Source organism: Thioclava sp. ES.031 (assembly GCF_002563775.1).
GTDB lineage: Bacteria > Pseudomonadota > Alphaproteobacteria > Rhodobacterales > Rhodobacteraceae > Thioclava.
Window position 1 is genome coordinate 2,996,804 of the sequence record NZ_PDJO01000001.1, and the last position, 25,999, is coordinate 3,022,802.

Annotated in this window: 21 protein-coding genes and 1 tRNA gene; 7 read left to right on the top strand and 15 right to left on the bottom strand. The window is 65.0% G+C overall.

Annotation, left to right across the window (positions count from 1 at the left end; translation table 11 throughout):
- Positions 1–10: 10 nt before the first annotated feature.
- The 9 genes from pstS to chvE all read right to left on the bottom strand — a co-directional run bounded on the left by pstS (position 11) and on the right by chvE (position 11,480).
- On the bottom strand, positions 11–1,063 hold the full coding sequence (gene pstS / locus AXZ77_RS14335) for a phosphate ABC transporter substrate-binding protein PstS (RefSeq protein WP_098411668.1): 1,053 nt from the start codon (positions 1,061–1,063) through the stop codon (positions 11–13).
- Between the two features lie 495 nt (positions 1,064–1,558).
- The gene (locus AXZ77_RS14340; RefSeq protein ID WP_098411669.1) at positions 1,559–2,407 is read right to left on the bottom strand and encodes an SMP-30/gluconolactonase/LRE family protein; all 849 of its coding nucleotides are present in this window, start codon (positions 2,405–2,407) and stop codon (positions 1,559–1,561) included.
- A 24-nt stretch (positions 2,408–2,431) separates the two neighbouring features.
- Positions 2,432–3,949, bottom strand: a complete 1,518-nt coding sequence (locus tag AXZ77_RS14345; RefSeq protein ID WP_098411670.1) for an aldehyde dehydrogenase (NADP(+)) — start codon at positions 3,947–3,949, stop codon at positions 2,432–2,434.
- A 10-nt stretch (positions 3,950–3,959) separates the two neighbouring features.
- Positions 3,960–4,871 (bottom strand): Gfo/Idh/MocA family protein, encoded by a 912-nt coding sequence (locus AXZ77_RS14350; RefSeq protein WP_098411671.1) that lies wholly within the window; start codon positions 4,869–4,871, stop codon positions 3,960–3,962.
- Positions 4,871–6,613, bottom strand: a complete 1,743-nt coding sequence (gene araD, locus AXZ77_RS14355; protein WP_098411672.1) for an L-arabinonate dehydratase — start codon at positions 6,611–6,613, stop codon at positions 4,871–4,873. The genes AXZ77_RS14350 and araD overlap by 1 nt, the downstream gene beginning before the upstream one ends.
- A gap of 8 nt (positions 6,614–6,621) precedes the next feature.
- Positions 6,622–7,608 (bottom strand): AraD1 family protein, encoded by a 987-nt coding sequence (gene araD1, locus AXZ77_RS14360; protein WP_098411673.1) that lies wholly within the window; start codon positions 7,606–7,608, stop codon positions 6,622–6,624.
- Position 7,609: 1 nt separating this feature from the next.
- On the bottom strand, positions 7,610–8,812 hold the full coding sequence (gene mmsB / locus AXZ77_RS14365; protein ID WP_098411674.1) for a multiple monosaccharide ABC transporter permease: 1,203 nt from the start codon (positions 8,810–8,812) through the stop codon (positions 7,610–7,612).
- 8 nt (positions 8,813–8,820) lie between these two features.
- Positions 8,821–10,341: a multiple monosaccharide ABC transporter ATP-binding protein gene (gene mmsA, locus AXZ77_RS14370; protein WP_098411675.1), complete on the bottom strand. Its 1,521-nt coding sequence runs from the start codon at positions 10,339–10,341 to the stop codon at positions 8,821–8,823.
- An 83-nt stretch (positions 10,342–10,424) separates the two neighbouring features.
- The gene (chvE, locus tag AXZ77_RS14375; protein ID WP_098411676.1) at positions 10,425–11,480 is read right to left on the bottom strand and encodes a multiple monosaccharide ABC transporter substrate-binding protein; all 1,056 of its coding nucleotides are present in this window, start codon (positions 11,478–11,480) and stop codon (positions 10,425–10,427) included.
- A 135-nt stretch (positions 11,481–11,615) separates the two neighbouring features.
- Here chvE and AXZ77_RS14380 point away from each other — a divergent pair, with 135 nt between their 5' ends.
- A complete protein-coding gene (locus AXZ77_RS14380; protein ID WP_098411677.1) occupies positions 11,616–12,548 on the top strand; it encodes a LysR family transcriptional regulator in 933 nt (310 codons plus the stop codon).
- Positions 12,549–12,590: 42 nt separating this feature from the next.
- Here the strand turns inward: AXZ77_RS14380 and AXZ77_RS14385 are convergent, their stop codons facing one another.
- On the bottom strand, positions 12,591–14,228 hold the full coding sequence (locus tag AXZ77_RS14385; protein ID WP_098411678.1) for a Na/Pi cotransporter family protein: 1,638 nt from the start codon (positions 14,226–14,228) through the stop codon (positions 12,591–12,593).
- 181 nt (positions 14,229–14,409) lie between these two features.
- Between AXZ77_RS14385 and AXZ77_RS14390 the strand changes: the two genes are divergently transcribed.
- The 5 genes from AXZ77_RS14390 to AXZ77_RS14410 all read left to right on the top strand — a co-directional run bounded on the left by AXZ77_RS14390 (position 14,410) and on the right by AXZ77_RS14410 (position 20,721).
- Positions 14,410–15,192 (top strand): DeoR/GlpR family DNA-binding transcription regulator, encoded by a 783-nt coding sequence (locus tag AXZ77_RS14390; RefSeq protein WP_255266511.1) that lies wholly within the window; start codon positions 14,410–14,412, stop codon positions 15,190–15,192.
- Positions 15,193–15,302: 110 nt separating this feature from the next.
- Positions 15,303–16,202, top strand: a complete 900-nt coding sequence (locus AXZ77_RS14395; protein WP_369679781.1) for an HAD-IIA family hydrolase — start codon at positions 15,303–15,305, stop codon at positions 16,200–16,202.
- Positions 16,203–16,345: 143 nt separating this feature from the next.
- Positions 16,346–17,335: a PAS domain S-box protein gene (locus tag AXZ77_RS14400; protein ID WP_176536050.1), complete on the top strand. Its 990-nt coding sequence runs from the start codon at positions 16,346–16,348 to the stop codon at positions 17,333–17,335.
- 117 nt (positions 17,336–17,452) lie between these two features.
- Positions 17,453–18,748 (top strand): MFS transporter, encoded by a 1,296-nt coding sequence (locus AXZ77_RS14405; RefSeq protein WP_218000490.1) that lies wholly within the window; start codon positions 17,453–17,455, stop codon positions 18,746–18,748.
- Positions 18,749–18,882: 134 nt separating this feature from the next.
- Positions 18,883–20,721, top strand: coding sequence for a heavy metal translocating P-type ATPase (locus AXZ77_RS14410; protein WP_098411683.1), 1,839 nt, complete (start codon positions 18,883–18,885; stop codon positions 20,719–20,721).
- Between the two features lie 48 nt (positions 20,722–20,769).
- Here AXZ77_RS14410 and AXZ77_RS14415 read toward each other — a convergent pair whose 3' ends face one another.
- From AXZ77_RS14415 to AXZ77_RS14435, 5 genes are all read right to left on the bottom strand, one after another.
- A complete protein-coding gene (locus tag AXZ77_RS14415; protein ID WP_098411684.1) occupies positions 20,770–21,243 on the bottom strand; it encodes a glycine zipper 2TM domain-containing protein in 474 nt (157 codons plus the stop codon).
- Between the two features lie 147 nt (positions 21,244–21,390).
- A tRNA-Arg gene (locus tag AXZ77_RS14420) sits at positions 21,391–21,467 on the bottom strand.
- A gap of 41 nt (positions 21,468–21,508) precedes the next feature.
- Positions 21,509–21,976 (bottom strand): GNAT family N-acetyltransferase, encoded by a 468-nt coding sequence (locus AXZ77_RS14425; protein WP_098411685.1) that lies wholly within the window; start codon positions 21,974–21,976, stop codon positions 21,509–21,511.
- Between the two features lie 68 nt (positions 21,977–22,044).
- Positions 22,045–22,842, bottom strand: coding sequence for a lytic transglycosylase domain-containing protein (locus AXZ77_RS14430; protein WP_255266512.1), 798 nt, complete (start codon positions 22,840–22,842; stop codon positions 22,045–22,047).
- A gap of 214 nt (positions 22,843–23,056) precedes the next feature.
- Positions 23,057–23,368 carry an ETC complex I subunit gene (locus AXZ77_RS14435; protein WP_098411687.1) on the bottom strand — a complete coding sequence of 104 codons (312 nt, stop codon included), beginning with the start codon at positions 23,366–23,368 and terminating at the stop codon, positions 23,057–23,059.
- Between the two features lie 411 nt (positions 23,369–23,779).
- On the opposite strand from AXZ77_RS14435, the gene uvrB reads away from it, so the two are divergent.
- Entirely contained in the window at positions 23,780–25,963 is a 2,184-nt protein-coding gene (gene uvrB / locus AXZ77_RS14440; protein ID WP_098412569.1) for an excinuclease ABC subunit UvrB, read from the top strand.
- Positions 25,964–25,999: the final 36 nt, after the last annotated feature.

Sequence of the window (25,999 nt, forward strand, 5' to 3'; positions counted from 1 at the left end):
GAAAGAAGGATCAGTGGTTCATCGACCAGACAGCTTTGCCGTCCTTGCCTTTGATCTGACCCCATTCTTTCTTGATCTGAGCCACGACGTTTTCGGGCATCGGGATGTAGTCCAGCTTGGCGGCAGCGTCGCCACCGTTCGCATAGGCCCAGTCGAAGAACTTCAGCGCTTCGGTCGAAGCCGCACCGTCCTTGGCATCCTTGTGCATCAGGATGAAGGTCGCCGCGGTCATCGGCCAGGTCTTGTCGCCCGGCTGGTTGGCGAGGATGACGCCGAAGCCCGGCTGGCTCGACCAGTCGGCATTGGCGGCGGCTGCGGCGAAGGCTTCGGCCTTCGGCGCGACTTTCTTGCCTGCTTTGTTGATCATGTCCGTGTAGGTCATGTTGTTCTGCAGCGCGTAGGCATATTCGACATAGCCGATCGAGTTCTTGGTCTGATCGACGTTCGCAGCCACGCCCTGGTTGCCCTTGGCGCCAAGACCCACCGGCCATTCGACAGCGGTCGAGACGCCGATGTCGTTCTTCCAGGTCTCGTCGACCGAGGCGAGGTAATAGGTGTAGTTGAAGGTGGTGCCCGAACCGTCCGAACGGTGAACAACGGCGATCGCCGCGTCGGGGAGCTTCACGCCTTCGTTGAGCTTGGCGATGGCCGGATCGTTCCACTTGGTGATCTTGCCTTCGTAGATCTTCGCCAGCGTCTCGCCGTCGAGAACCAGCTCGCCCGGCTTGATGCCGTCAACATTCACGACCGGGACGATGCCGCCCATGACGGTCGGGAACTGAACCAGCGTGTTCTCTTTCAGCTCGTCGCCGCCCAGCGGCTTGTCCGAGGCGCCGAAGGTCACGGTGCGGGATTCGATCTGCTTGATGCCGCCGCCCGAGCCGATGGCTTGGTAGTTGAGGCCCGTGCCCGTCTTCTCTTTGTAGGTTTTCGCCCATGCCGAGTAGATCGGATAAGGGAAGGTCGCGCCGGCGCCGGAGATGTCGGCGGCCTGCACCGCGGCGGCCGAAGCCAGCGTCGCACCGGCGATCGCGGCGGTGAGGGTGAGGCGGGTGATGAACATTGAACAGTCCTCGCTGTCAGAATTCGGATGCTGTGAACGCGGTAACGAAACTCGTCCCGTCCGCTGGGTGCACTCATGACGGGGCTTTTTGACAGCTATGTAACAGTCGCGATTGCGTGACAGGGCGTGATAATCGGGCGTTTTTAGGGGCTTCTGGCTCACGACGCGCCTTGGGCAAGGAACCCCGAAAACAGAAGTTCCATAGGGCCTTTCACCGATGATTTGCGATCACGTAAACATCGCGACGGCGCGAGGTGCGCCGTTTTCCGGCCGGCCCTTGTGTAGATCGCCGCGAGAAAATGACAGATAGCAGGCGTTTTTTGTGACTGTTTTTCCATCGCGATCCCGTCGCAGAGGCCGGATCGCCCCTCCGATCGCCCGTCCCAGCGATACCGAGTCGCCATTGCTTTGCACTGAAAAGGAACGGGATAAGCCGTCGCGCTCACCCGGCAGTGCCGACGCGCAAACACCGCCCGGCTCACCGGGCGGCGGGGCTCACAAGATTACGCGCGGCTCGGGCACACCGACGAACGGCGCGCGCAGCAGATAGGACAGACCCTGATCCGCATCGGGATTGGTCATGCCCTCCAGCGCGCTCGTGACCAGCACGTCGCGCATATCCGCGCCGCCGAAGGCCGGACAGGTGCTGTTCTTCCCCGGCAGATCGAGATGATGGGTCATGCGGCCTTCCGCATCGAAGCGCGCCACCCGCCCCGAACTCCAAAGCGCGCACCAGAAGCCACCCTCTGCATCGACCACCGCGCCATCGGGGTAGAGGCCCTCGGATGACAGATCGAGAAACAGCCGACGCTCACCCTCGGGCCAGCCCTCCGCATCGAGCGACTGGCACCAGACCTTCCGGCTGGGCGTATCCGCGAAATAGGCGGTGCGACCGTCGAGCGTGAAGCAGATCGCGTTGGGAATCGAAATCTCCGAGACGAGACGGCGCAGCTCGCCCCGATAATAGCGGTAGATCGTGCCGCGCCCGCGCTCGGCCTCTTTGCCCATCGTTCCGAACCAGAAGCCGCCCTGCCGATCCGCCCGCCCGTCATTCGAGCGGGTGCCCGGATCGTCGGCCTCCACCTCGACGAGCGGCTCGAGCGTGCCCTCGGCGATGTCGAACAGCGACAGACCGGCCTCGGTCGCGAGGATCATCCGCTCGCGATCCACCCAGCCTGCCGCTGAGGCCATGCCCTCGAACTGCCATTCGAGCGGCCCGTTGGCATCACGCGTCAGCAGCTTGCGGTTCAGGATATCGAACCAGAAGAACTGGCTGCGCTCGGGGTGCCAAAACGGCCCCTCGCCCAGCTCGCAAACCCTGTCGTCAAACACGCTCATATGAATCCTCCCGCAATTTGCGGAAGCCTCTCACCCCTGCAGGTCTTCGGGCAAGAGGGCCTCGGGCATGTTCTGGTAACAAACAGGCCGCAGGAAGCGCCGGATCGCGAGCGTGCCGACGCTGGTCGCGCCGAAATTCGTGGACGCCGGATACGGCCCGCCATGGACCATCGCGTCGCAGACCTCCACGCCGGTCGGGAACCCATTCGCGAGCACCCGGCCCGCCTTGCGCTCCAGCACCGGCAGAAGGCGCCCAGCCAGCGCCGCATCGCCGTCATCCATATGCAGGGTCGCGGTCAGCTGCCCCGAGAAGCTGCGCGCGACCTTCACCATCTCGTCGTCATCCTTGACGGTCACGATCAGCCCGAGCGGGCCGAAAACTTCCTCAGAGAGAACCTCGTTCTCCAGCCAATCGGCCGCAGAGACGCGGAACAGGTAGGGTTTCGCCTCGCGCCGGTCGCAAACCTGCGTCAGCAGTTGCTGAACGCCCCCCGCTTCCTCGAACCGCGCGGCGCCCTTGGTATAGGCTTCGGCGATACCGTCGGTCAGCATGACCTGCGATCCGCCAGCCTCGAGCGCTGCGAGGGCCGCGGTCACGAAGCTCTCGCCCTCGGTGCCTTCCCGAACGACCACAATGCCGGGATTGGTGCAGAACTGGCCCGCCCCCATCATCAGCGAGGCCGCCCAGCCCACGCCGATGTCCTCACCGCGCGCTTTGATCGCTTCCGGCAGCAGGAACATCGGGTTGACCGAGCCCAGTTCGCCGAAGAAGGGGATCGGCTCGGGGCGCTGCGCGCAAAGATCATAAAGCGCCTTGCCGCCGCCCAAGCTGCCGGTGAAGCCCACCGCCTTGATCAGCGGGTGCTGCACCAGCCCCTGCCCCACGTCGTGCGAGCCGCCTTGGACGAGGCTGAACACCCCTTTGGGCATTCCGCATTTCTCCACCGCGGCCTTGATCGCTTCGGCCACGATCTCTCCGGTGCCGGGATGCGCCGGATGGCCCTTCACCACGACCGGGCAACCCGCCGCCAGCGCCGAGGCCGTGTCGCCGCCCGCCGTCGAAAACGCGAGCGGGAAGTTCGACGCGCCGAAGACCGCGACCGGGCCGATGGGACGCTGGATCATCCGCAGATCGGGGCGCGGCAGCGGCTGGCGATCGGGCAGCGCCTTGTCGTGGCGGCGATCCAGATAGTCGCCCTTGCGGATATGCTCCGCAAACAGGCGCAGCTGCCCGGTCGTACGCCCGCGCTCGCCATTCAGGCGCGCTTCGGGCAGGCCGCTTTCCTGCGTGCCGATCTCGGTGATCGCCTCGCCGCGCGCCTCGATCTCGTCAGCAATCGTTTCGAGGAACTTGGCGCGGGTCTCGCGGCTCGAGTAGCCATAGTCCCAGAACGCCTCCTCAGCCGCCTCGCAGGCGGCATTCACCATCTCGACCGTGCCCATGCAGAACTCATGCGAGGGCCCATGCGCCGGGTCAGAGGTGAAGCGCGTCTCGGTCTCGGCCCAATCGCCTGCGATCAGATGCTTGCCATGCGGGGTATAGGTCATTTGGTATCCTTCAGAATTCGAAGTCTTCAACAGCGGTGCGGCGGCCCAGCATGAACGCGTCGGCCACATGCACCATCGGCGCGAGATCCACATCGGATGCGCCTTGCCGCACCAGCTCCGCCATGCGGGCATAGAGTGCGGGATATTCTTCCATGATGCTCTCGGCACCCTCGGCTTTCGCGCCGCCGATCTCAAGGACGTTGCCACCAAGGCGCAACGCCATCGGCCCGGCATCGGTGTCCAGCTCGATATCCCAAGTCTGCGGCCCTTCCTGCCGCCAGTCGAAATCCGCCTCGATCGCGCCGGTGAAACTCAGACGCGCGGCGATGGGGGCCTGTCGGTTGGCGGGAAACTCCAGCTCCGCCAAGGTCAGGTGGACCGGCGCGGGAAGAATTTCGGTCAGGATCGAGAGCGCGTTGATACCCGGATCGAAAACGCCCATGCCACCGGGTTCGAACACCCAGTCCTGCCCGGGATGCCATTTGCGCACATCCTCGCGCCATGTGATCCGGCCCGAGTGAACCTTGCGATCCGCGAGCCACGCCTTTGCCGCCGCCACCGCATGGGCCATGCGCGAATGCCATGTCGCGAACAGCGTGAGGCCCCGCGCAGAAGCCATCGCCTCGAGCGTATGCACCTCGGCCAAGGTCGCCCCGGGCGGCTTTTCGAGCATGACATGCCGACCGGCCTCGAGCGCTGCGCGCGCGGCCAGAAAGCGCGGCACGGGCGGCAGGCAGAGGCTGACGACTTCGATCTCGGGATGCGCGGAGAGCATCTCCTCCATCTGCGTATAGGCGGGCACCCCCTCGACCGTTCCATGCCGTGAGACCGTCGCGGCCAGTTCCCAATCCGGGCTGGCCGCGAGTGCGGGCACATGCTGATCCAGAGCGATCTTGCCGATGCCGACGAGCGCGAGTTTCATCAGTGACTGTCCTTTCCGACCGGGTTGCCCCGGCAGCCGACGAGGAAATCGAGGTCCGCCCCGGTATCCGCGCCCATCACATGCGTCTGATGCAGCCACGCATAGCCACCGTCGGGCCGCTCATGGCTCGGCTGCCACTTGGCTAGGCGCTCGGCCAGTTCCGCGTCCGAGATTTCGAGCGTCAGGCTCCGGTTCGGCACGTCGAGCGCGATCATGTCGCCGTTCTGCACGACCGCCAGCGGCCCACCGGCCGCCGCCTCGGGCGAAGTGTGCAGCACCACCGTGCCATAGGCCGTGCCCGACATCCGCGCATCCGAGATGCGGACCATGTCGGTGATGCCCTTCTTCAGCACTTTCGGCGGCAAGCCCATATTGCCTACCTCGGACATGCCCGGGTAGCCTTTGGGGCCGCAATTCTTCAGCACCATCACGCAGGTCTCGTCGATATCGAGCGCGTCGTCGTTGATCTTGGCCTTGTAGTCGTCGATATCCTCGAAGACGACGGCGCGCCCACGATGGGTCAGCAGATGCGGGCTTGCCGCGGAGGGTTTGAGCACCGCCCCTTTCGGCGCGAGATTGCCGCGCAGCACCGCGATGCCGCCCTGATCGGTCAGCGGCTTGTCGGCGGGCAGGATCACGTCCTCGTTCCAGTTCACGACGTCCTTGACCTCGTCCCAGATCGCCCCGCCGGAGACCGTAAGCGCATCCTTGTGCAGCTGCCCCGCCTCTCCCAGACGTTTCAGCACGACCGGCAGACCGCCCGCGTAGAAGAACTCCTCCATCAGGTACTTGCCCGAGGGCATCAGGTTCACGATGGTCTTCACGTCGCGCCCGCAACGGTCCCAATCATCGAGCGTGACATCCACACCGACGCGCCCCGCCAGCGCCAGCAGGTGCACCACCGCATTGGTCGAGCCACCGATCGCGCCATTGGTGCGGATCGCGTTCTCGAAGGCCTGCTTGGTCATGATGTCGGAGGGTTTCAGGTCGTCCTTCACCATCTGCACGATGCGCCGACCCGAAAGCTGCGCCATGACGCGGCGGCGGCTGTCCACCGCCGGGATCGCGGCGTTGCCGGACAGCGCCATGCCAAGCGCCTCGGCCATGCTCGCCATCGTCGAAGCCGTGCCCATCGTGTTGCAGGTGCCCGAGGAGCGGGACATCGAAGCCTCGGCTTCGAGGAATTCGTCCTGCGTCATCTCGCCCGCCTTCACGGCCTCGGAGAATTTCCACAGATGCGTGCCCGAGCCCACGCGCTCGCCGCGGAAATAGCCGTTCAGCATCGGCCCGCCGGTCACGACGATGGACGGAATATCGCAGCTCGCCGCCGCCATCATCAGCGACGGCGTGGTCTTGTCGCAGCCCACCAGAAGCACCGCGCCGTCCATCGGCTGGCCGCGGATCGTCTCTTCGATCGCGAGAGCTGCGAGGTTGCGAAACATCATCGCAGTCGGGCGGAAGGTGTTCTCCGAGGCCGAGAAAACCGGCACTTCGACCGGGAAGCCACCGGCCTCCCAGATGCCCGCCTTCACCTTCTCGGCCAACTCGCGCAGGTGGCCGTTGCAGGGCGTAAGATCCGACCATGTGTTGAGGATGCCGATGATCGGGCGCCCGTCGAACAGGTCATGCGGATAGCCTTGGTTCTTCATCCAGCCGCGGTGATAGATCGTGTCGCGCGAATTGCCGCCATACCATTCCTGCGAGCGCAGTTTGCGGGGCCAAGGGGCGGGTGTGAAAGCCATATCGGACCTCAGAGGCTGGCGACGGCCACGGGGGCCGACGCGTCGGAATTGCGGGCGAGCGGATTGCGGAGCGCGAAACCGAACTGTGGGCATTCGATCTCGAAGACGTCGCCCGGCGCGGCGCTGATCCCGTCGGCGAAGCTGAGCGTCGCGGTCCCGAAGAAATGCACATGCACATCGCCCGGATCGCGGAACGGCGCGTATTTGAAGTGGTGATGTTCGAGATTGGCGATGGAGTGGGACATGTTCGCCTCGCCCGAGAGGAAGGGCTTTTCCCAGACAGTTTCGCCGTCGCGCAGGATGCGGCTGGTGCCCTCCACGCTTTCGGGCAGATCGCCCACCAGCATCTCGGGTCCGAAGCTCGCCGGGCGCAGCTTGGAATGGGCGAGCCACAGGTAGTTGCCGCGCTCGGTCACATGATCGGAGAACTCGTTGCCCAGGGCGAAGCCCACGCGGACCGGCTGCCCGTCGGGTGCGATCACGTAGAGCCCCGCGACCTCCGGTTCCTCGCCACCGTCGAGCGCGAAGCCCGGCGAGGTCAGCGCAGCGCCCGGGGCGACCGCCGCCAGACCGTTGCCTTTGTAGAACCACTCGGGCTGCACCCCCACGGAGCCAGCGGCGGGCTTGCCGCCCTCCAGCCCCATGCGGAACATCTTCATGCTGTCGGTCATCTCCTCGGTGACCTTGGTGTGCATCGCATCGCGGGTGGAGGCGGAGCCCAGATGGGTCAGCCCCGTCCCGGTCAGATGCAGATGCGCGGCATCGGGGTGATCGAGCGGCACCAGCATGCGCCCCTCGGCATAGGCGGCCTCCAGGTCCACCTCGTCCCCCTGCCCGCACGCGGCGATCTCGGTCGCCAGATCGTGCCCGGCGGCAATGGCGGCCAGCGCCAGATCGCGGGTCGAGGTGACGCCCGGAACCAGATGTGCGGGGCCGTCTTCACGCACGGCCACGGCGCGCGATCCGTCGGGAAGGGTCAATTGCGAGAGCAACATCTCAGGCTTCCTTGTTCTTGTTGTAGACATCAAAGAAGACGGCGGCGAGCAGCACGAGCCCCTTGATGACCTGTTGGTAATCGATGCCGATCCCGAGGATCGACATGCCGTTATTCATCACGCCCATGATGAAGGCGCCGACAACCGCGCCGATGATCTTGCCGGAACCGCCCGACATCGAGGCGCCCCCGATGAAGACAGCCGCGATCACGTCGAGCTCCACCGCAAAGCCTGCTTTCGGGGTCGCGGTGTTCAGGCGTGCGGCGAAGACGAGACCGGCGAGCGCGGCCAGCAGGCCCATATTGACGAAGGTGAGGAAGGTCAGCCGCTCGGTGCGGATGCCCGACAGCTTGGCCGCTTTGGAGTTGCCGCCCACCGCGTAGACCCTGCGGCCCAGCGTGGTGCGTTCGGTCACGAAGACATAGATGATCGTCAGGATCACCATCGACAGCAGCACGTTCGGCAGGCCGCGGAACCATGCGAGTTTCCACGTCACGAAGAGCAGCGCCGCGGCGACGATGGCGTTGCGCAGCACGAAGAGGCCAAGCGGTTCGCCTTCGATCCCGTAGCGCGCATCCCGCGCCCGGGCCCGCAGGCCGATCCAGACCAGCAGTACCACGGCGGCGACACCCACCGCCAAAGCCAGCGTATTCGGGCGGCCCACACCGAACGGATCCGCGATGAACCCGGTCGACAGCGCCTGGAACGATTTCGGGAACGGGCCGATGGACTGGCCTTCGAGCAGCCAGAGCGACAGCCCGCGGAACACCAGCATCCCCGCCAGCGTCACGATGAAGGACGGAATTTTCCAATAGGCTACGAAATAACCCTGCACCGCGCCGATCGCCATGCCCATCACGAGGCAAGCCGGGATCGCCACCGCGACCGGCAGGTCCATCGACACGATCAGCACTGCGGCGAAGGCCCCGATGAAGCCCATGACCGAGCCGACCGAGAGGTCGATATTGCCCCCCACGATCACCAGCAACATGCCCAGCGCCATGATGATGATGTAGCTGTTCTGCAGGAACAGGTTGGTGATGTTGACCGGTTTGAGCAGCGTGCCGCCCGTCACGATCTGGAAGAACAGCATGATCGCGATCAACGCAAACAGCAGTCCGTATTCGCGGATGTGGCGCGCGATATAGGCGCCGATCCCAAGGCCTCCCGAAGGCTCGGAATTCGCTTGTTCGATCTGGTCCATGACTTTCCCTATTCCCTAACGATCAAGGACATGATGCGCTCCTGGCTGGCCTCGTCGGCGTTCAACTCGCCCACGAAACTGCCCTCGTTCATCACGTAGATCCGGTCGGACATGCCCAGAAGTTCCGGCATTTCCGAAGAGATCATGATGACGGCCTTCCCGGCCGCGCTCAGCTCATTGATGATCCCGTAGATTTCGTATTTCGCGCCGACATCGATGCCGCGCGTCGGCTCGTCTAGGATCAGCACCTCCGGCCCGGTGAAGAGCCATTTCGCGAGCACGACCTTCTGCTGGTTGCCGCCCGAGAGGTTCATCACCTTCTGGAACACCGAGGGCGTGCGGATATTCAGGTCGCGGCGGTATTTCTCGGCCACTTCGGTTTCGCGGAAATCCTCGACCACGCCGTTCTTCGCCACCGCCCCGAGATTGGCCAGCGTGGTGTTGCGCTGAATGGTTTCCTCGAGGATCAGCCCGAGGCTCTTGCGGTCCTCGGTCACATAGGCGAGCCCCGCCGCGATGGCGCGGTCGACGGTCGAGACATCGGCGGGCTTGCCGTGGATCAGCACCTCGCCTGAAATGTCGCGCCCGTAGCTGCGCCCGAAGACGCTCATGGCAAGCTCGGTGCGGCCCGAGCCCATCAGCCCCGCGATGCCGACCACCTCGCCGGCGCGGACATGCATCGACAGGTCGCGGATCATCTGGCGGTCGCGATGTTCGGGGTGGCGCACGTTCCAGTTCTTCAGCTCGAACAGCACCTCGCCCGCGCGACGGGTCCGGTCGGGGAAGCGATGCGCCATGTCGCGGCCCACCATGTCGCGCACGATGCGGTCCTCGGTCAGATCGCCGCCGCGCGCGTCGATGGTGGAGATCGTGGCCCCGTCGCGGATCACGGTCACGCTGTCGGCCACGCGCTTCACCTCGTTCAGCTTGTGGCTGATGATGATCGAGGTGACGCCCTGAGCCTTCAGCTCCAGCAGCAGATCCAGCAGCGCCTGACTGTCGGATTCCGACAGCGCCGCAGTCGGCTCGTCGAGGATCAAGAGGCGCACGTTCTTCGACAGCGCCTTCGCGATCTCGACAAGCTGCTGCTTGCCCACGCCGAGGCTGTCGACCAGCGTGCCGGGTGCCTCGCGCAGCCCGACCTTCTTCAGCAGGCCCTCGGTCTGCTGGAAGGTTTCCTGCCAGTTGATCACGCCGCTCTGCGCGCGCTCATTGCCCAGATAGATGTTCTCGGCAATCGACAGGAGCGGCACGAGCGCCAGTTCCTGGTGAATGATGATGATGCCGCGATCTTCGCTGTCGCGGATGTCGCGGAACTCGGCAGCGGCGCCATCATAGACGATCTCGCCCTCATAGCTGCCTGCGGGATAGACGCCTGAGAGCACTTTCATCAGGGTCGATTTTCCCGCGCCGTTCTCGCCGCAGATCGCGTGGATTTCACCGTCACGGACCGCGATCGAGACGTCGTCGAGCGCTTTCACACCGGGAAAGGTCTTGGTGATGTTGCGCATTTCAAGAAGGGTGGTCATCCGACCTCTCCGGCGTCAAATCGAGTGGGGGGACTGGCCGCCCCGAAGGGCGACCAGCGAGTTGCAAGGCGGGGAGGCCCGGCTTACTCGATCTGATCCTTGGTGTAGTAACCGGAGCCGATCAGAACCTTTTCCCAGTTCGACTTGTCCACCGGCACCGGCTGGAGCAGGTAGGACGGGATCACCTTGACGCCGTTGTCATAGGTCTCGGTGTCGTTGATCTCGGGCTCGCCGCCCTTGAGCATCGCGTTGACCATGCCCACGGTGACTTTCGCCAGTTCACGGGTATCCTTGAAGATGGTCGAATATTGCTCGCCCGCGAGGATCGATTTCACCGACGGCACTTCAGCGTCCTGACCGGTGACGATCGGCATCTTCATATCGCCCGAACCGTAGCCCACGCCCTTGAGCGAGGAGAGGATGCCGATGGACAGCCCATCGTAGGGAGACAGAACGCCCTGCACCTGCTTGTCGGTGTAATTGGCCGACAGAAGGTTATCCATGCGCGACTGTGCCACGGCACCATCCCAGCGCAGCGTGCCGACCGTATCCATGCCCATCTGCCCCGACGGGATCACGACATCGCCCGACTCGATGAGCGGCTGCAGCACCGACATCGCGCCGTTATAGAAGAAATAGGCGTTGTTATCGTCCGGCGAGCCGCCGAACAGCTCGACATTCCACGGCTTGGTGTCAGGGAAACGCTCCTTGAGCCCTTGGACCAGCGAATTGGCCTGCTCCACGCCGACCTTGAAGTTGTCGAAGGTCGCGTAATAGTCGACATCCGGCGTGTCGCGGATCAGGCGGTCATAGGCGATCACCTTGATATCGGCGGCCTTCGCGTTGGCCAGAGCGTTCGACAGCGTCGTGCCGTCGATCGCGGCGATCACCAGAACGTCCACGCCCTTGGTGATCATGTTCTCGACCTGAGCGAGCTGGTTCGGAATATCGTCTTCCGCATATTGCAGGTCGGTGTCGTAGCCTGCGGCCTGGAACTGTTCGACCATCGAGTTGCCGTCAGAGATCCAGCGGGCCGACGATTTGGTCGGCATCGAGATTCCAACGGTTTCGGCCCAAGCCCCGGAACCGAGCAAAGCGGTGCCGATCGCCAGCACTGCGGCGGCGGTTTTGATTTTCATGGTGTCCTCCCTATGACGGTGCGCGACCCGTCGATCCTCCTCGCGCAGCCCGATACCGGGCGTGGGAGAAACACTAGCAATGTGGGAGCATGATGATAAAATTACATTCAACGCAATCTGCATACCGAAAGTGATATGCCCCTTTCTCACCTGATGCTGAAACCGGCGCAGCTGCGCCTGATCCGGGCGGTCGCGGAGTCCGGGCAACTTCAGCTCGCCGCTGAAAGCTGCGCCATGACCCAGCCGGCCGCGTCCCGGATGCTGGCCGAGGTAGAGCGCCGGGTCGACGCGCCGCTGTTCACCCGGCAGCCCAAGGGGATGGAGCCGACAGAGATCGGGCTGGCCGTGTTGCGCCGCGCCCGCGCCGTTCTGCGCGAGCTCGAGAGCATGGGCTCCGACATCGAGGCGCTGCGCAGCGGCCATGCCGGGCGCGTGCGGATCGGCGCGGTGACCGGCCCTGCGGTCGGCTATCTCGTGCCCGCGATCCGCGCCGTCAAACGCGCCTCGCCCGAGAGCGACATTTCCGTGGAGGTTCTGCCGTCACGCGATCTGTTGGGCTACCTCGCGGCCGGAGAGATGGACTTCATCCTCGCCCGGGTTCTGCCCGAGTTCGACAGCGAGCTTTTCGACATCACCCCGATGCGCGACGAGAAAATCGTCTTTCTCGTGCGCGCCAATCACCCGCTGGCCCGCTCACCCTTCGTCACGATGACCGAACTGGGGGATTACGAATGGATCCTGCAGCAGCGCGGCGCGCCGATCCGGGAGGCGACCTTCGAAGCCTTCGCCGCGCTGGGCCTGTCAGAGCCGCGCGACTGCGTGAACAGCCCGTCACTGCTGTTCACCATCGCCTATCTCGCGCAAAGCGACGCCGTGGCCGCCGTCTCGGAAGAGGTCGCGCAGCTTCTGATCCGCGAGCCCGTCAACGCGGGCTTCGCGGTTCTGCGCATCCAGCAAGAATTTCGGGTGTCGTCCTATTACCTGCTGGGCCTGCGCCGCCGCCCGCTCTCGCCGCTCGCGCTCAGGCTTCGAGAGGAACTGCTGCAGCTATCGGGGCAGGCAAGCTGATCTCAAACCTCAGCCACGTCCCGACACCCCTATCCGCTTCGCTCACCCGGTCAGGCGCGTCGCCCGCAGATCGCCTGCCTGTTCGAGGATAGGATAGGCGACATAGGTCACGTCCGTGTTGATCTGCTTCAGCGCGCGCACGGTTTCCTGATGGATATTCGTGGTCTCGATAGAAGCGCTGTTATTCGCGCGCAGCCGGGCAAGGTGAGCCGCCTGCAAATCGGCCTCGGCGGCTCGGGTGCGGTCTTTCTCCTCGACCAGCTGGCGCGCATCGTCGATCTCCCCCGACATCAAAACGTTCAGGGCCAGACGCGTGTTCGAGGTGACGCGGTCATGGAAGTCGGTCAGCTCCCGCAGCCCCTCTTCCGAGAAAGTCAGGCCGCGTTCGTGGATGCGCTGGGCGAGATCGACGAGATTGGTCGAAATCTGATCGCCTGCATCCTCGAGATGGTTCGCCACCATCGCGATCTCCATCGCGCGACGCGATTGCTCGGTGCTCAGCCGCGTCTCATTGAGCCGCGCGACATAAAGCTTGATCTCGTAATGCATCCGGTCGACTTCGCTCTCGTTGCGCTTGATGCGGGCGGCGACCTCCGGATCCCAGCGAACGAAAAGACCGAGCGCCGGCTGCAGCATCTCCAAGACCTGCTCGCCCATGCGCAGCAACTCGCGCGCGGCATTGCCGAGCGCATGGCCCGGATCGCCCAAGCCCTTTTGGTCGAGCGCGGTGATCCGTGTGGGCGACAGGTCCTTGCGTTCGACCACGACCGCCCCGGCAAGGCGCAGCACCGCAGGGATCAACGGAAGCGACAGGATCGCGACGCCGAGGTTGAAGACCAGATGCAGGTTGATCACCTGCCGCGCCGTCGTCGCGCCCAGAAAGTCGAGCGCACGCGGGAAGGCCATCAGACCGATCAGCACCAGCGCAGCGCCGCCCCCGCGCAGGACGAAATTCGAAACCATGATCCGGCACGGGATCGGATCAGCCGACAGCGTCAGCATCACCGGGATGATCGCCCCGCCGAGGTTCGCACCCAGCACCATCGCCGCAGCGCCCGTCCCCGGCAGCAGGCCCTGGCCCGCGAAGGTCACGAACATCAAGACCGCCGCGATCGAGGAATGCATCGCCCATGTCAGCAAGGCCCCGAGGACGAAGGCCGAGACGAGATCGCTGCCCAGCCGGGTCAGGACCGCGTCTACCAGTTCGCTGTCGCGCAGGGGCGCCGTCGCCTCGCCGATCAGGCCGAGCGAGAGCAGCACCAGCGCCAGCCCCACGAAGATGCGCCCCGCTTGGCGCGGACGGCGGGCTTTTGATTTGAGAAACAGCGTCACCCCGATCACGAGTAGCGCGGGCACCAGAACATGGATCGGCGAGAGCAAGATTTGCGCCACGATGGACGAGCCCAGATCGGCGCCCAACACCAGCGCCACGCCCGACACGGCGGCCAATGTCCCGCTGGCGGCGAAACCGGCGGTCAGGATCGCGACGGCGGTCGAGCTTTGCAGCAGCATCGCCGCCCCCGTCCCCGCGGCCATCGCGCTGATCCGCGTGCCTGCCGTGCGGCGCAGGGACTGACGCAGCGAGGCCATGAAGGCGCGCTCGACCCCGGTGCGGATCAGCCGAACCGCCCAGAGCAGCAGCGCCACCGCGCCCGCGAGATTGATCAGGAAATAGATCATAAGCTCTCCAAAATCCCGCGTTCGGCTTCGGATGCCCTCCAAGGCCACGCGGCTCTACCTCGTTAAACTGCATCAAAATGTGGGGTTCGCAACATTTTTCTTGAATTTATGCGACATAGGCCACATCAATTTTAAGGTTTGGTGAGTTTTCTCACCTTCGGGAAAAGCGATGGATGCGAGCGTGAAACAAGAGGGACAGCGACTGCGCAAACGCGACCGGCGCGAGCAGATCCTGTTCGAGTTGAAGCTGCGCCCCCACCTGCGCATCTCGGAACTCGCGGCGCGGTTCGGGGTCTCGACAGAGACGATCCGGCGCGACTTCGATGCGCTCGAAGAGAAGGGACTGATCGACCGCGCGCATGGCGGGGCCTCGCGCCCCCATCCGGGTCACTATCCGACGCTGGACGAGCGCGAACGCGACCAGTTTCAGGAGCGCGAGCGGATCGGGCGCATGGCCGCCGCGCAGGTCGCGCCCGGCGAGACGCTGATGATCGATTCCGGCTCCACCACGCAGCAGATGGCCCGGTTTCTCGCCATGGCAGGCACACCCTGCCGCGTCATCACCAATTCGCTGCCAATCGCCATGCTTCTAGGCGGAAGCGAGGGGGCGGAGGTGATCCTTGCCCCGGGGAATTACCTGCCGACGGAATCGGCGGTCGTGGGCGAAGAGACGCTCGAATTCCTGTCGCGCCATCACGTCGACCGGGCGGTGATCGGCGCGACCGCGCTCTCGTGCGAAGGCGTGTCCGAAACCATTCCGGGCTTCGCCGCGATCAAGCGCGTGATGCTCGCGCAGGCGAAGGCGGGCATGCTGCTAATCCTTGGGTCGAAATTCGGCATTCACGGCTTCACCCGCGCCGCCACGCTCGACGCACTCGCCTTGGTGGTAGCGGACCGCGCCCCGTCCGCCGATCTGAAAGAGGCGCTGCGCGAGAACGCCGTGGAGGTACTGCTCGCGAAGTGACACCTCTGACAACGGCGGGAGTGGCCGACCAGCCTGAACCTGCTGGTGATCCTAGCCGCAGTAGTGGTAAGCGAACGGATATCGGCGAAGGTGCAAGGGACGATCCTCTGATGACAATGACCGCGCAGGAAGCGCTCGTAGCTTATGAGCGCGCGCGCCATCGACTGCCCTCCCCCGGCCTGATCTCGACCAGCCAGATGGCGCGCGACCTCTCGGAGCTTGCCGATCTGTTCGACGTGTTCCTGCTCGATGCGTTCGGCGTGCTCAATATCGGAGAAACCGCGATCGAGGGCACACCCGAGCGCGTCGCGGCGCTGCAAGCTCAGGGCAAGCGGGTAATGGTCGTGTCGAACGCAGCCGGTGTTCCGCATGACGGCCTGATGCGGAAATACACGCGGCTCGGCTATGCCTTCGCACCCGAGGACGTCGTCACCAGCCGCACCGCCATTGTCGCGGCGCTGCGCTCCGCCCCTTCCCGCGCGTGGGGGCTGATGGCGAGCGACACGGCAGGCGATGACGAGCTGGATCAGTTCGACGTCACATGGCTCGCCGAGGATCGCGCCACCTACGACGCAGCCGAAGGGTTCCTGCTGATCGGCGCGGCGGACTGGACCGAAGAGCGACAAGACCTGCTCGAAGCGTCCATCCGCGATAACCCGCGCCCGGTCTGGGTCGGCAATCCCGATATTGTCGCCCCCCGTGAGATCGGGTTCTCGCAGGAGCCGGGCCACTTCGCGCATAGGCTCGCCGATGCGACAGGCGTGGCGCCGGAGTTCTACGGCAAGCCTTTCACCAATATCTACGACATCGCCTTCGCGCGTCTCGGTCCGGTCGATCCCGCGCGCGTGCTCATGGTGGGCGACAGTCTGCACACCGACATTCTCGGCGCACAGGCGACCGGAATCCGCTCTGCCCTGATCGCGGGATACGGCTTCTTCGATGGCGAGGACGCGCAGGCGGCCATTGCCTCCTGCGGCATCGTTCCGGATTTCGTTCTGGAACGACCGTGAGCGCGCCGCCGCTGCCCCCGGCGAAATGATGTGATTTTTCAAAGCCATCGCGCGCGCACCCGACCCGGCCGCGATGGGCTATACTTGATATGCACAGTTTAGTATGTGTGTGTCGCCCGAAGCGCACGGAGGCCAGACCTGTCATGGACTCACCAGAAAGCATCCAACAGCATTTGGCTGCGATCGTGGAAGGCTCGGACGATGCGATTATCACCAAGGACCTCGACAGCATCATCCTGAGCTGGAATCGCGGCGCGGAAAACCTGTTCGGCTACACGGCACAAGAAGCCATCGGTCAGCCGATCACGATCATCTTTCCCCACGACCGGATGGATGAGGAGGTCGATTTCATCGCCCGTCTGCGGCGCGGCGAGCGGATCGCCCATTACGAAACGGTCCGCCAGCGCAAGGATGGCAGCCCGATCCCGGTGTCGCTGACCGTCTCGCCGGTGCGCGATGCCGATGGCCAAGTCGTCGGCGCGTCGAAGATCGCCCGCGACATCACCTTGCAGCACCAACTGGCAGAGCAGCAAAGGCTGCTGCTGTCCGAGATGCGCCACCGGGTCGGCAATGCCTTCGCGGTGGCCGCGTCGCTGATTGCCGTCGCCGCGCGGCAGGCGGACAGCGCAGAGCAACTCAGTAGAGAGATGCGCAGCCGCCTTCACGCGATCGCGTTTCTCAACTCGATGACCGTGAACGACCCCTCGGGCGAACAACCCGATGGCATGCCGCTCTCCTATCTCGTGAGCACGATCCTGAAACCCTTCAGCGAAGGGGCGAGCGTCCAGACCTCGCTTCTGGATATTCAGGTGCGCCCTGCTGCGATCACGCCCCTGACGCTCGTTCTCTTCGAGCTTGCGACGAATTCGGTGAAATATGGGGGCCTGTCGCGGGACGGTCATGGCGTCGAAATAGACGCCGTGATCGAGGACGGGCGCTTCCGACTTGCATGGAAAGAGCCCGGCGTGACCGAAGCGGGATCCGGCAAGAGTGAAAGCAAAGGGTTCGGCACGTCGCTTTGCCGGCTCACCGTGTCGACCTCGCTTGGCGGCAGCTTCTCGCGCGAATTCACGCCGGAAGGATTGGTCGCGGCGTTGGATCTCGATCTGGCCATGGTAGCGCAGATGCCGTGAGACCGCCGGGCGCGGAGCTGCCCTGCGATTTGGGTTTCAGGCGTCGCGATTTGCGTCCGGCCCGAAGAAAAGGCTACGTATGTCGCGAAGATAAAAAGAAAATCGCGAGGCTCGACCATGGCACCGGATGGAAGCACAGCAAAACCGGCAGAGCTTCGGCACCGGATCATGGCCGGCTTCATCGGTAACGTGGTCGAATGGTATGACTTCGCGCTCTACGGCTATCTTGCAGGCGTCATCGCCCCGGTCTTCTTTCCGTCCAACGACCCGACCGCGGGCCTGATCGCGACTTACGGGATTTTCGCGGCCGGTTTCCTGATGCGTCCGCTTGGCGCGGCGGTGTTCGGGTGGTTCGGCGACCGCTACGGGCGCGCACGCACGATGCAGATCTCGGTCGTGATGATGGCAATGCCGACGCTGTTTCTGGGCATATTGCCGACCTATGCGCAGGTCGGTGTTCTGGCGCCGGCGCTTCTGGTTCTGGTGCGGCTGCTGCAGGGCTTGTCGGTCGGCGGGGAGTTCTCGTCCTCGGCCACATATCTTGTCGAAACCGCGCCCCTGAAGAAACGCGGCCTGACGGGGAGCTGGGCCAATATCGGCTCCATGTCGGGCTCGCTTCTGGGGGTCGGGGCGGCGGCGCTGGTGACGAACCTCTTCGATGCGCAGACGCTTGCGGAGTGGGCGTGGCGCCTGCCCTTCCTCGGCGGCGCGGTCCTTGGCACGGTGGCGATCCTGATCCGCCGCAACCTGCACACATCAGAGCATTTCCAACAGCACCAGGAGGGGCGCGACGAGACATCGCCCCTGCTCGAAGCCTTCACGACGAACCGCAGAGAGACGCTTCTGGCGGTGGCCTTCGCGGCCAGTTACGGCACCTGCTACTACATCGCCTTCGTCTATCTTCCGGAATGGCTGTCGGGTCAGGGCTTGATGGCACGGGACACCGCGCTGCTGATCAACACCGCGATGACGGTGCTCGTGATACCCGCGATGCCGCTGGCGGCAATCGTGGGCGACCGGTGGGTGCCGCGCCGGGTCTGGATCGCTCTGGCGATCGGGCTGCTGGCGCTGGTCGCATGGCCGCTGCACGAGTGGATGCTCGTGTCGGGCGGCGCATTGCTGCCCGTGGTCGTAGCACATGCCGTGACCTTCCTGCTGTTGGCCGTGCCGTTGGGCTCCGGCCCCGCCCTGTTCGCGGAGATGTTCCCCGAGCGGGACCGGCTCTCGGGCTATTCCGTGGCCTTCAATATCGGCCTCGGCATCTTCGGGGGCCTCACGCCGATGATCGCCACGAGCCTCATCGCCGCGACCGGCATGGTCACCGCGCCTGCGCTCTATATGCTCGCGGCGGGCCTCGTCGCGGTGATCGCGCTTGTGCTCACCCCGGATCGCAGCCGCGCGCCTCTGCGCTGAGCGAAGCAAACCCGAGAAACCGGATTGGAGGCTGGACCGATCACCGGGATGCGCTATCACGGTGACGGCGCGATCCCTCTCGGAAGGTGTGACGCGCCATTGAGCGTGAGACGAGCAGAAGGAACGCAGACCGGATGGAACAGCGCGGAACCGACCGTCTGAAACTCGCCCTCCTCGCGCTCGCCGTAGCGGCGCTGGTGGTGGGCCTCGCCTTCTGGGCGGCTGGCGCGGACGCCTTGGCGAAAGTCAGCTGGATCGTTGGCGTCGTGCCCACCCTCGCCGCGCTTGTCTTTGAGATCTCCCGCAGCCTCCGACGCGGCGAAGTCGGTCTGGATATCGTGGCCGCACTCTCGATGACCGCCGCGCTCGTCTTCGACGAGACCCTCGCCGCGGCGGTCGTGGCGGTGATGTATTCCGGCGGCACCTTTCTTGAGAGCTTCGCCGAGGGCCGCGCCCGGCGCGAGATGCACGACCTGCTCTCGCGTGTCCCAAGGACCGCGACGCGGCATCGCGATGGCGGGCTGGAGGATATTCCGCTCGACGAGATCGCCCCCGGAGATCGGCTGCTGATCCATCAAGGCGACGTGGTGCCGGTGGATGGGACATTGGCCTCCGAGACGGCCTTTCTGGACACCTCGGCGCTGACCGGGGAGTCTCTGCCGGTACGTCTGGCGCATGCGGCCGACATCATGAGCGGCTCGACCAATGCAGGCGAGGCGTTCGATCTGTTGGCGGTGCGGCCTGCGAAGGACAGTACCTATGCCGGGATCGTCCGGCTGGTCGAGGAAGCGCAGGCCTCCAAGGCGCCGATGTCCCGGCTGGCGGATCGCTGGTCTCTGGGCTTTCTCGTGGTCACGCTCGCCATCGCTTTCGCGGCCTGGTGGTTCACCGGAGACCCGATCCGGGCCGTCGCCGTGCTCGTGGTCGCCACGCCCTGCCCGCTGATCCTCGCCGTGCCGGTCGCTCTGGTGGCGGGCCTTTCGCGCGCGGCGCATTACGGCGTGCTGATCAAGGGCGCGGGACCGCTCGAGACGATGGCGCGCATCGGCACGCTGGTCCTCGACAAGACCGGCACCCTGACCGAAGGCCGCCCGCAGATCGTTTCCATCGATAGTCACGACGGGATGGAGGAGGATGAGATCCTGCGCTTCGCCGCAGCCCTCGATCAGGCCTCGAAACACCCGGTGGCACAGGCGATCGTCACCGCCGCGAAAGAGCGCGGCTTCACCCTGCCCGTCCCGTCGGATGTGGCGGAAATCGCGGGCGAAGGCGTCGTGGGCCATGTCGACGGGCGCAAGGTCATCGTCGGTGGCGACGATTTCGTGGCAGCGCGCGTCGGGCGCAAACCGGGCGATCACCCGACGATGGCCGCCGGGGCGGTTCTCGTCGCCGTCGCCGTCGATGGGCGCATGGCCGGGCATCTGGTGATGGCCGATCCGCTGCGCGAAGATGCGGGCGCCATGCTCGCCGGGCTGCGTCACGAGGGGATCGAACGGATTCTGCTCGCCACCGGCGACCGGACCGATGTGGCCGAACGCGTGACCGAGGGGCTCGGCCTCGACGGGCTGCGCGCAGGGCTCACACCGGACCAGAAGGTCCTCCTCGTGCTGTCCGAGCGCAAGCACGGGCCGGTCATGATGGTGGGCGACGGCGTGAACGACGCACCCGCGCTTGCCGCAGCCGACGTGGGTGTCGCCATGGGCGCGCGCGGGGCCGCCGCCTCGGCCGAAGCGGCGGATGTGGTGCTTCTCGTCGACCGGATCGATCAACTGCGCGCGGGCATCGAAATCGCCGCATCCTCGCGGCGGATCGCCTTCGAGAGCGTCGCCGCCGGGATCGGCCTCTCGGTGCTGGGCATGATCGCGGCCGCCTATGGCTACCTCACGCCGGTGGAGGGCGCCATTTTGCAGGAGGCGATCGACGTCGCCGTGATCCTGAACGCCTTGCGCGCCCTTCGGATCAGGCCCAAGTGAGGGCGGCAAACGACTTCGCGCCCTCACCCGAACCTGTGCTCACCAGTCCTATCGCAGATAGACCTGATTGCCGCTGCGCACGACGCTCACCCTGTCGCCGACGCGGAACGAGTTCGACATCTGGATGACGGTGATCGAGCCACCATTGTCGAGCCGCACGGTCCACGCATAGGACGTGTAGGTGCCGCCCTGGCTGGCGATGTTGCTGCCGATAATTGTACCCGCGATCGCGCCCGCGCCGGTCATCACGTCCTTGCCGGTGCCGGAGCCGAACTGATGGCCGATCACCGCGCCGACGAGGCCGCCCGTGACCGCGCCGACGATCTGGTCGCCGTCGGCGGTGCGGCGCATCGTGACTGGCTGCACCGAAACGATGCGGCCATATTCGATGCTGTCATAACTGTAGGTGGTGCGCGTGCCGGGGGCCGGACCGGCATAGGGGCCGTTGGCATAGGGACCGGGCGTCGGGTTGCAGGCGGCAACGCTCAGCGCCGCCGGCAGAACAAGAAGAAAGATACGCATTTTGAACCTCCATGGTAGCTCCGCCGCATGTCTGAGACATCCGGGCGTAAGAAGAGCTTGCCGCGATTCAGAGCGCGTTTCTTTGTTTTCGGACAATAAAAGAAAATAAGTCGCAGGCGGAGGCCGCGTCGCAAAAAGCGAGGATTTTGGCGATCCCTGAAGGACTCGAACCCTCAACCTGCTGATTAGAAGTCAGCTGCTCTATCCAGTTGAGCTAAGGGACCGCTTGGCCCCTAAATGCGCGATCGGCGCGCGTGGTGCAAGTTCAGATCGCGCGCATCAGGAAGACGGAATTCGGATCGGGCTGGTAGCCGACATAGGGCCCGCATTCCGCAAAGCCCGCGCGCAGGTAAAGCTGGCGCGCCGGGGCGAAGGAGTCCTGCGATCCGGTCTCGAGATAGAGCCGCGCCATCCCTTCGTCGCGCGCCGCCGCGATCAGCTGCTCGAGCATCCGCCGTGCCAGCCCCTGCCCGCGCATCTCGGACAGGATATGCATCGATTTGATCTCGCCCTCATCGGAGGCGATGCGCTTCAGCGCGCCCATGCCTACCGGGCGCCCCGCCTGACGCATCACGAAAAACGAGATGCCGGGCGCAGCCAGCGCATCGGGCGGCAGCATATGGATCGACTCGGGCGGCGTGTCCTCATGCATCGCCGCCGCGTGGCGGGCGTGAAGCTCTGCGAGATCCGCGCCCAGCGGGGTCTCGCGCGCGATTTCAATCGTGTCGTCCATGCGTCGTCCTCATCCGTGTCGGCGGCAGATTAGGTGCGGCGCGCGCCCGCCTCCAGCGCGAAAACGCCTCAGTTGCGGATGACTTTGCAGAACCCGCCCTTCCCGCGAATTTTCTCGCAGATCGCCAGCGCCTTCTTGCGCGAACCTGCCGGGACTTGCGCCGTGTATTGTGCGCGACGGCCGAAGCCCGGCATCACCGCGCGCACGAAGCGCAGCTCGGCGTCCCCAATCGCACCGGAATGACGCGCAGCGACCCGTTTACCGAAGGTCTCAGCCGACCGCTGGGTGCGCCCGGCGGCCACGATCACGCCCCAGGGCGGGACCGGATCGCGGAACTCCCGGATCGCCCTGCCCTTCGCCAATGTGGTGCAGGCCGCAAGGAAAGGCGTCTCCCCGTCGAGCCGGAAATCCACCGTCTCGGGCGGGGCGTCGCGCCAATCCTCCGCCGAATGGCCGGTGATCGCACGGACATAGGCGCGGGTCTCGCCCGCAAGCCCGCCGGTCTTCGCGATGAACCCCGCCGCGCGGTCCTCGCCGCCGTTATACCCGATCGCCGCGAGGCCGGGATTGCCGAAGCGCGTCGCCATCTCGGCCAGATAGCGCGCCGAGGCTTCGATCGCTTCGGCCGGATTGAACGGGTCTCCAAGCGCGCGCAGCCGCGCCGTGCCGGGCATGAACTGCGCGATCCCCTGCGCCCCCGCCGGGCTGATCGCGGCCGGATCAAACCGGCTTTCGCGCCAGAGAAGCCGCGCGAAATAGCCCGGGTCGATCCCCGCCTCCCGCGCCGCGCTTTCGCTAAGCCCGCAGGTATCGGCGAAGTAATCTGTCAGCCCGATGCAGCGCCGCCCATCTTCAGTGCAGCGCAAATCCGGCGCCGGAGGCCCGATCACCACCCTAACGGGCTGCGCGTTCAGCGCCCCTGCGAGGGCACAGAAGATCAAAGCGGATAGGAGGGCTCGCATGGCCGAAAATTACCGGGATTCCCGGAATCGCGCCAGAGCGACGTCGAGGCCCGCAAAACGCAAAACGGCGCTGCCGATGCAACGCCGTTCAAGTAATTCACTGGTGAGAGCGTGGCCCTCAGTGCGTCCAGTTCGCGCGGCGGTCGGTCGCGAAGTTCTCGCCATAGCCGCGGGCGCGGACGTTCGGGGCGCGCTTATGCGGCTCGGTCACGACGTAATCGATGCCCTTTTCCTTGGCATAGGCTTCGGCCGCCTCGCGGGTCTCGAAGCGCAGCCGCACCTGGGCCTGCGTGTCGTTGGAGCTGGTCCAGCCCATCAGCGGGTCGATCTCGCGCGCGTCGGAGGGGACATAGTCGAGATACCAGAACCGCGTCTTCGCGGTGCCCGATTGCATGGCGTTGCGGGCGGGTTGGTAGATGCGCGCGCGCATGGGCAAACTCCTCTGCGATACCTCTGGCTTTTCTTAGTGCATCTGAGCCAAATCGCAAGCCCCGGAGCGCAGAGGCGAAAGATCCGCGGCGATTGTGCATGGCATGCCGGCCCCGGAGAGCACGCCCCGCCCGCCCTGTCCGAAGGATACCGAAAGCACCGGTAGGATGAGGAACTGCCGACCGGCTGGGGAGCAAGGGGTGGGGGTGGTGCGCCGGCCGGCAGTCTGATGCTGCTTGCGTGGAAAATATGCGCCCAGCCCGCCACGAATTCAAGGCGAAGCGCACCGCAAGACACTGTTAAATATGAACAATTAGACAGGATGCGTTAAGCTTTTCGCAACCTCCCTCGCAAGCACTTGAATGCGAACGAAAAGAGGACAACTTTGGGGGGCAAGCAAAAGGTCTGCGCGATGCCTCACAACAATACCAATCTGCCCTCCGAACGCCCCGACGTGCTCACCCGCCCCAAGCTGGAAGGCGGCAAGCGGTTCGTGATGCACACCCAGTTCGACCCGGCCGGCGACCAGCCGACCGCGATTACGGAACTGTCTTCCGGTGTCGAGGGGCAGGAACGCGATCAGGTGCTGCTGGGGGCGACCGGCACGGGCAAGACCTTCACCATGGCCAAGGTGATCGAGGAAACCCAACGCCCCGCGATCATCCTCGCGCCGAACAAGACGCTGGCCGCGCAGCTCTACGGTGAGTTCAAGAGCTTCTTCCCCGACAACTCGGTGGAATATTTCGTCTCCTACTACGACTACTACCAGCCCGAAGCCTATGTGCCGCGCTCGGACACCTATATCGAGAAGGAATCGCAGATCAACGAGCAGATCGACCGGATGCGCCACTCGGCGACCCGGGCGCTGTTGGAGCGCGACGACGTGATCATCGTGGCCTCGGTCTCGTGCATCTACGGTATCGGCTCGGTCGAGACCTATTCGGCGATGACGCAGGACCTCAAGGCTGGCGATCTGATCGAACAGCGCAAGTTCATCAACGAGCTGGTGGCCCAGCAATACAAGCGCCTCGATGCAGCCTTCCAGCGTGGCGCTTTCCGCGTGAAAGGCGACACGGTCGATCTGTGGCCGGCCCACTTGGAGGACCGCGCCTGGCGCTTCTCCTTCTTCGGCGAGGAGCTGGAGGCGATCACCGAATTCGACCCGCTGACCGGGGCGAAGACCGACAGTTTCGACCAGATCCGCATCTACGCGAACAGCCACTACGTCACGCCGCGCCCGACCCTGCAGCAAGCCGCGAAGGGCATCCGCAAGGAGCTGGCGCTCCGGCTGAAGCAGCTGGAAGAGGAAGGCAAGCTGCTGGAGGCGCAGCGCCTCGAACAGCGCACGAATTTCGATCTGGAGATGCTGGAGGCGACCGGCGTCTGCAACGGGATCGAGAACTATTCGCGCTACCTCACCGGCCGCGCGCCGGGCGAGCCGCCGCCCACCCTCTTCGAGTTCATCCCCGACAACGCGATCGTCTTCGCCGATGAGAGCCACGTCACCGTGCCGCAGATCGGCGGCATGTATCGCGGGGACTATCGGCGCAAGTTCACGCTGGCCGAACACGGCTTCCGCCTGCCGTCCTGCATGGATAACCGCCCGCTCAAATTCGAGGAATGGGACGCGATGCGCCCGCAATCGGTCTTCGTCTCGGCCACCCCCGCCGCGTGGGAGCTGGAACAGACCGGCGGCGTCTTCACCGAACAGGTCATTCGTCCCACGGGCCTCTTGGACCCGGTCGTGGAGATCCGCCCGGTCGAGACGCAGGTGGACGATGTGCTCGATGAGATCCGCACCGTCGCGGCGCGCGGCTATCGCACATTGGTCACCACGCTCACCAAACGCATGGCCGAGGACCTCACCGAATACCTGCACGAACAGGGCATTCGCGTGCGCTACATGCACTCCGACATCGACACGATCGAGCGGATCGAGATCCTGCGCGACCTGCGTCTGGGCGCCTTCGACGTGCTGATCGGGATCAACCTGCTGCGCGAAGGTTTGGACATTCCCGAATGTGGGCTGGTCGCGATCCTCGATGCCGACAAGGAGGGCTTCCTGCGCTCGGAGACCTCGCTGATCCAGACCATCGGCCGCGCAGCGCGGAACTCCGAGGGCCGCGTGATCATGTATGCCGACAGGATCACCGGATCGATGCAGCGCGCGATGGACGAAACCGACCGCCGCCGCGCCAAGCAGATCGCCTATAACGAGGAACACGGCATCACGCCCGAGACGATCAAGAAGAATGTCGATGACGTTCTGGCCGGGCTCTATCAGGGCGACACCGACATGTCGCGCGTCACCGCCAAGGTCGACGCGGTCAAACCCGGCGCGAACCTGCAGGCGCATCTCGACGACATGCGCGCCAAGATGCGCAAGGCCGCCGAGGATCTGGAATTCGAGGAAGCCGCCCGCCTGCGCGACGAGGTGAAACGTCTGGAGGCGGTCGACCTCGCCGTCCACGACGACCCGCTCGCGCGGCAATCGGCGGTGGAGGCGGCGAGCGAGGCCGCGGTCAAGGCGCAGGGCCGATCGACTGCGGGACGGCCGGGGCAGCGCGGGGGCGTGAAGCGGAAGAAGGGGCGGTGAGGCTCATTCGGCACATTGCCCTGAGCGCTTGGCTCG

Coding starts and splice junctions, on each gene's coding strand:
- pstS (WP_098411668.1), bottom strand. CDS start 1,063: ATGTTCATCACCCGCCTCACCCTCACCGCCGCGATCGCCGGTGCGACG.
- AXZ77_RS14345 (WP_098411670.1), bottom strand. CDS start 3,949: ATGACCTATACCCCGCATGGCAAGCATCTGATCGCAGGCGATTGGGCC.
- AXZ77_RS14350 (WP_098411671.1), bottom strand. CDS start 4,871: ATGAAACTCGCGCTCGTCGGCATCGGCAAGATCGCTCTGGATCAGCAT.
- araD (WP_098411672.1), bottom strand. CDS start 6,613: ATGGCTTTCACACCCGCCCCTTGGCCCCGCAAACTGCGCTCGCAGGAA.
- araD1 (WP_098411673.1), bottom strand. CDS start 7,608: ATGTTGCTCTCGCAATTGACCCTTCCCGACGGATCGCGCGCCGTGGCC.
- mmsB (WP_098411674.1), bottom strand. CDS start 8,812: ATGGACCAGATCGAACAAGCGAATTCCGAGCCTTCGGGAGGCCTTGGG.
- mmsA (WP_098411675.1), bottom strand. CDS start 10,341: ATGACCACCCTTCTTGAAATGCGCAACATCACCAAGACCTTTCCCGGT.
- chvE (WP_098411676.1), bottom strand. CDS start 11,480: ATGAAAATCAAAACCGCCGCCGCAGTGCTGGCGATCGGCACCGCTTTG.
- AXZ77_RS14380 (WP_098411677.1), top strand. CDS start 11,616: ATGCCCCTTTCTCACCTGATGCTGAAACCGGCGCAGCTGCGCCTGATC.
- AXZ77_RS14385 (WP_098411678.1), bottom strand. CDS start 14,228: ATGATCTATTTCCTGATCAATCTCGCGGGCGCGGTGGCGCTGCTGCTC.
- AXZ77_RS14395 (WP_369679781.1), top strand. CDS start 15,303: ATGACAATGACCGCGCAGGAAGCGCTCGTAGCTTATGAGCGCGCGCGC.
- AXZ77_RS14400 (WP_176536050.1), top strand. CDS start 16,346: ATGGACTCACCAGAAAGCATCCAACAGCATTTGGCTGCGATCGTGGAA.
- AXZ77_RS14405 (WP_218000490.1), top strand. CDS start 17,453: ATGGCACCGGATGGAAGCACAGCAAAACCGGCAGAGCTTCGGCACCGG.
- AXZ77_RS14410 (WP_098411683.1), top strand. CDS start 18,883: ATGGAACAGCGCGGAACCGACCGTCTGAAACTCGCCCTCCTCGCGCTC.
- AXZ77_RS14415 (WP_098411684.1), bottom strand. CDS start 21,243: ATGCGTATCTTTCTTCTTGTTCTGCCGGCGGCGCTGAGCGTTGCCGCC.
- AXZ77_RS14425 (WP_098411685.1), bottom strand. CDS start 21,976: ATGGACGACACGATTGAAATCGCGCGCGAGACCCCGCTGGGCGCGGAT.
- AXZ77_RS14435 (WP_098411687.1), bottom strand. CDS start 23,368: ATGCGCGCGCGCATCTACCAACCCGCCCGCAACGCCATGCAATCGGGC.
- uvrB (WP_098412569.1), top strand. CDS start 23,780: ATGCCTCACAACAATACCAATCTGCCCTCCGAACGCCCCGACGTGCTC.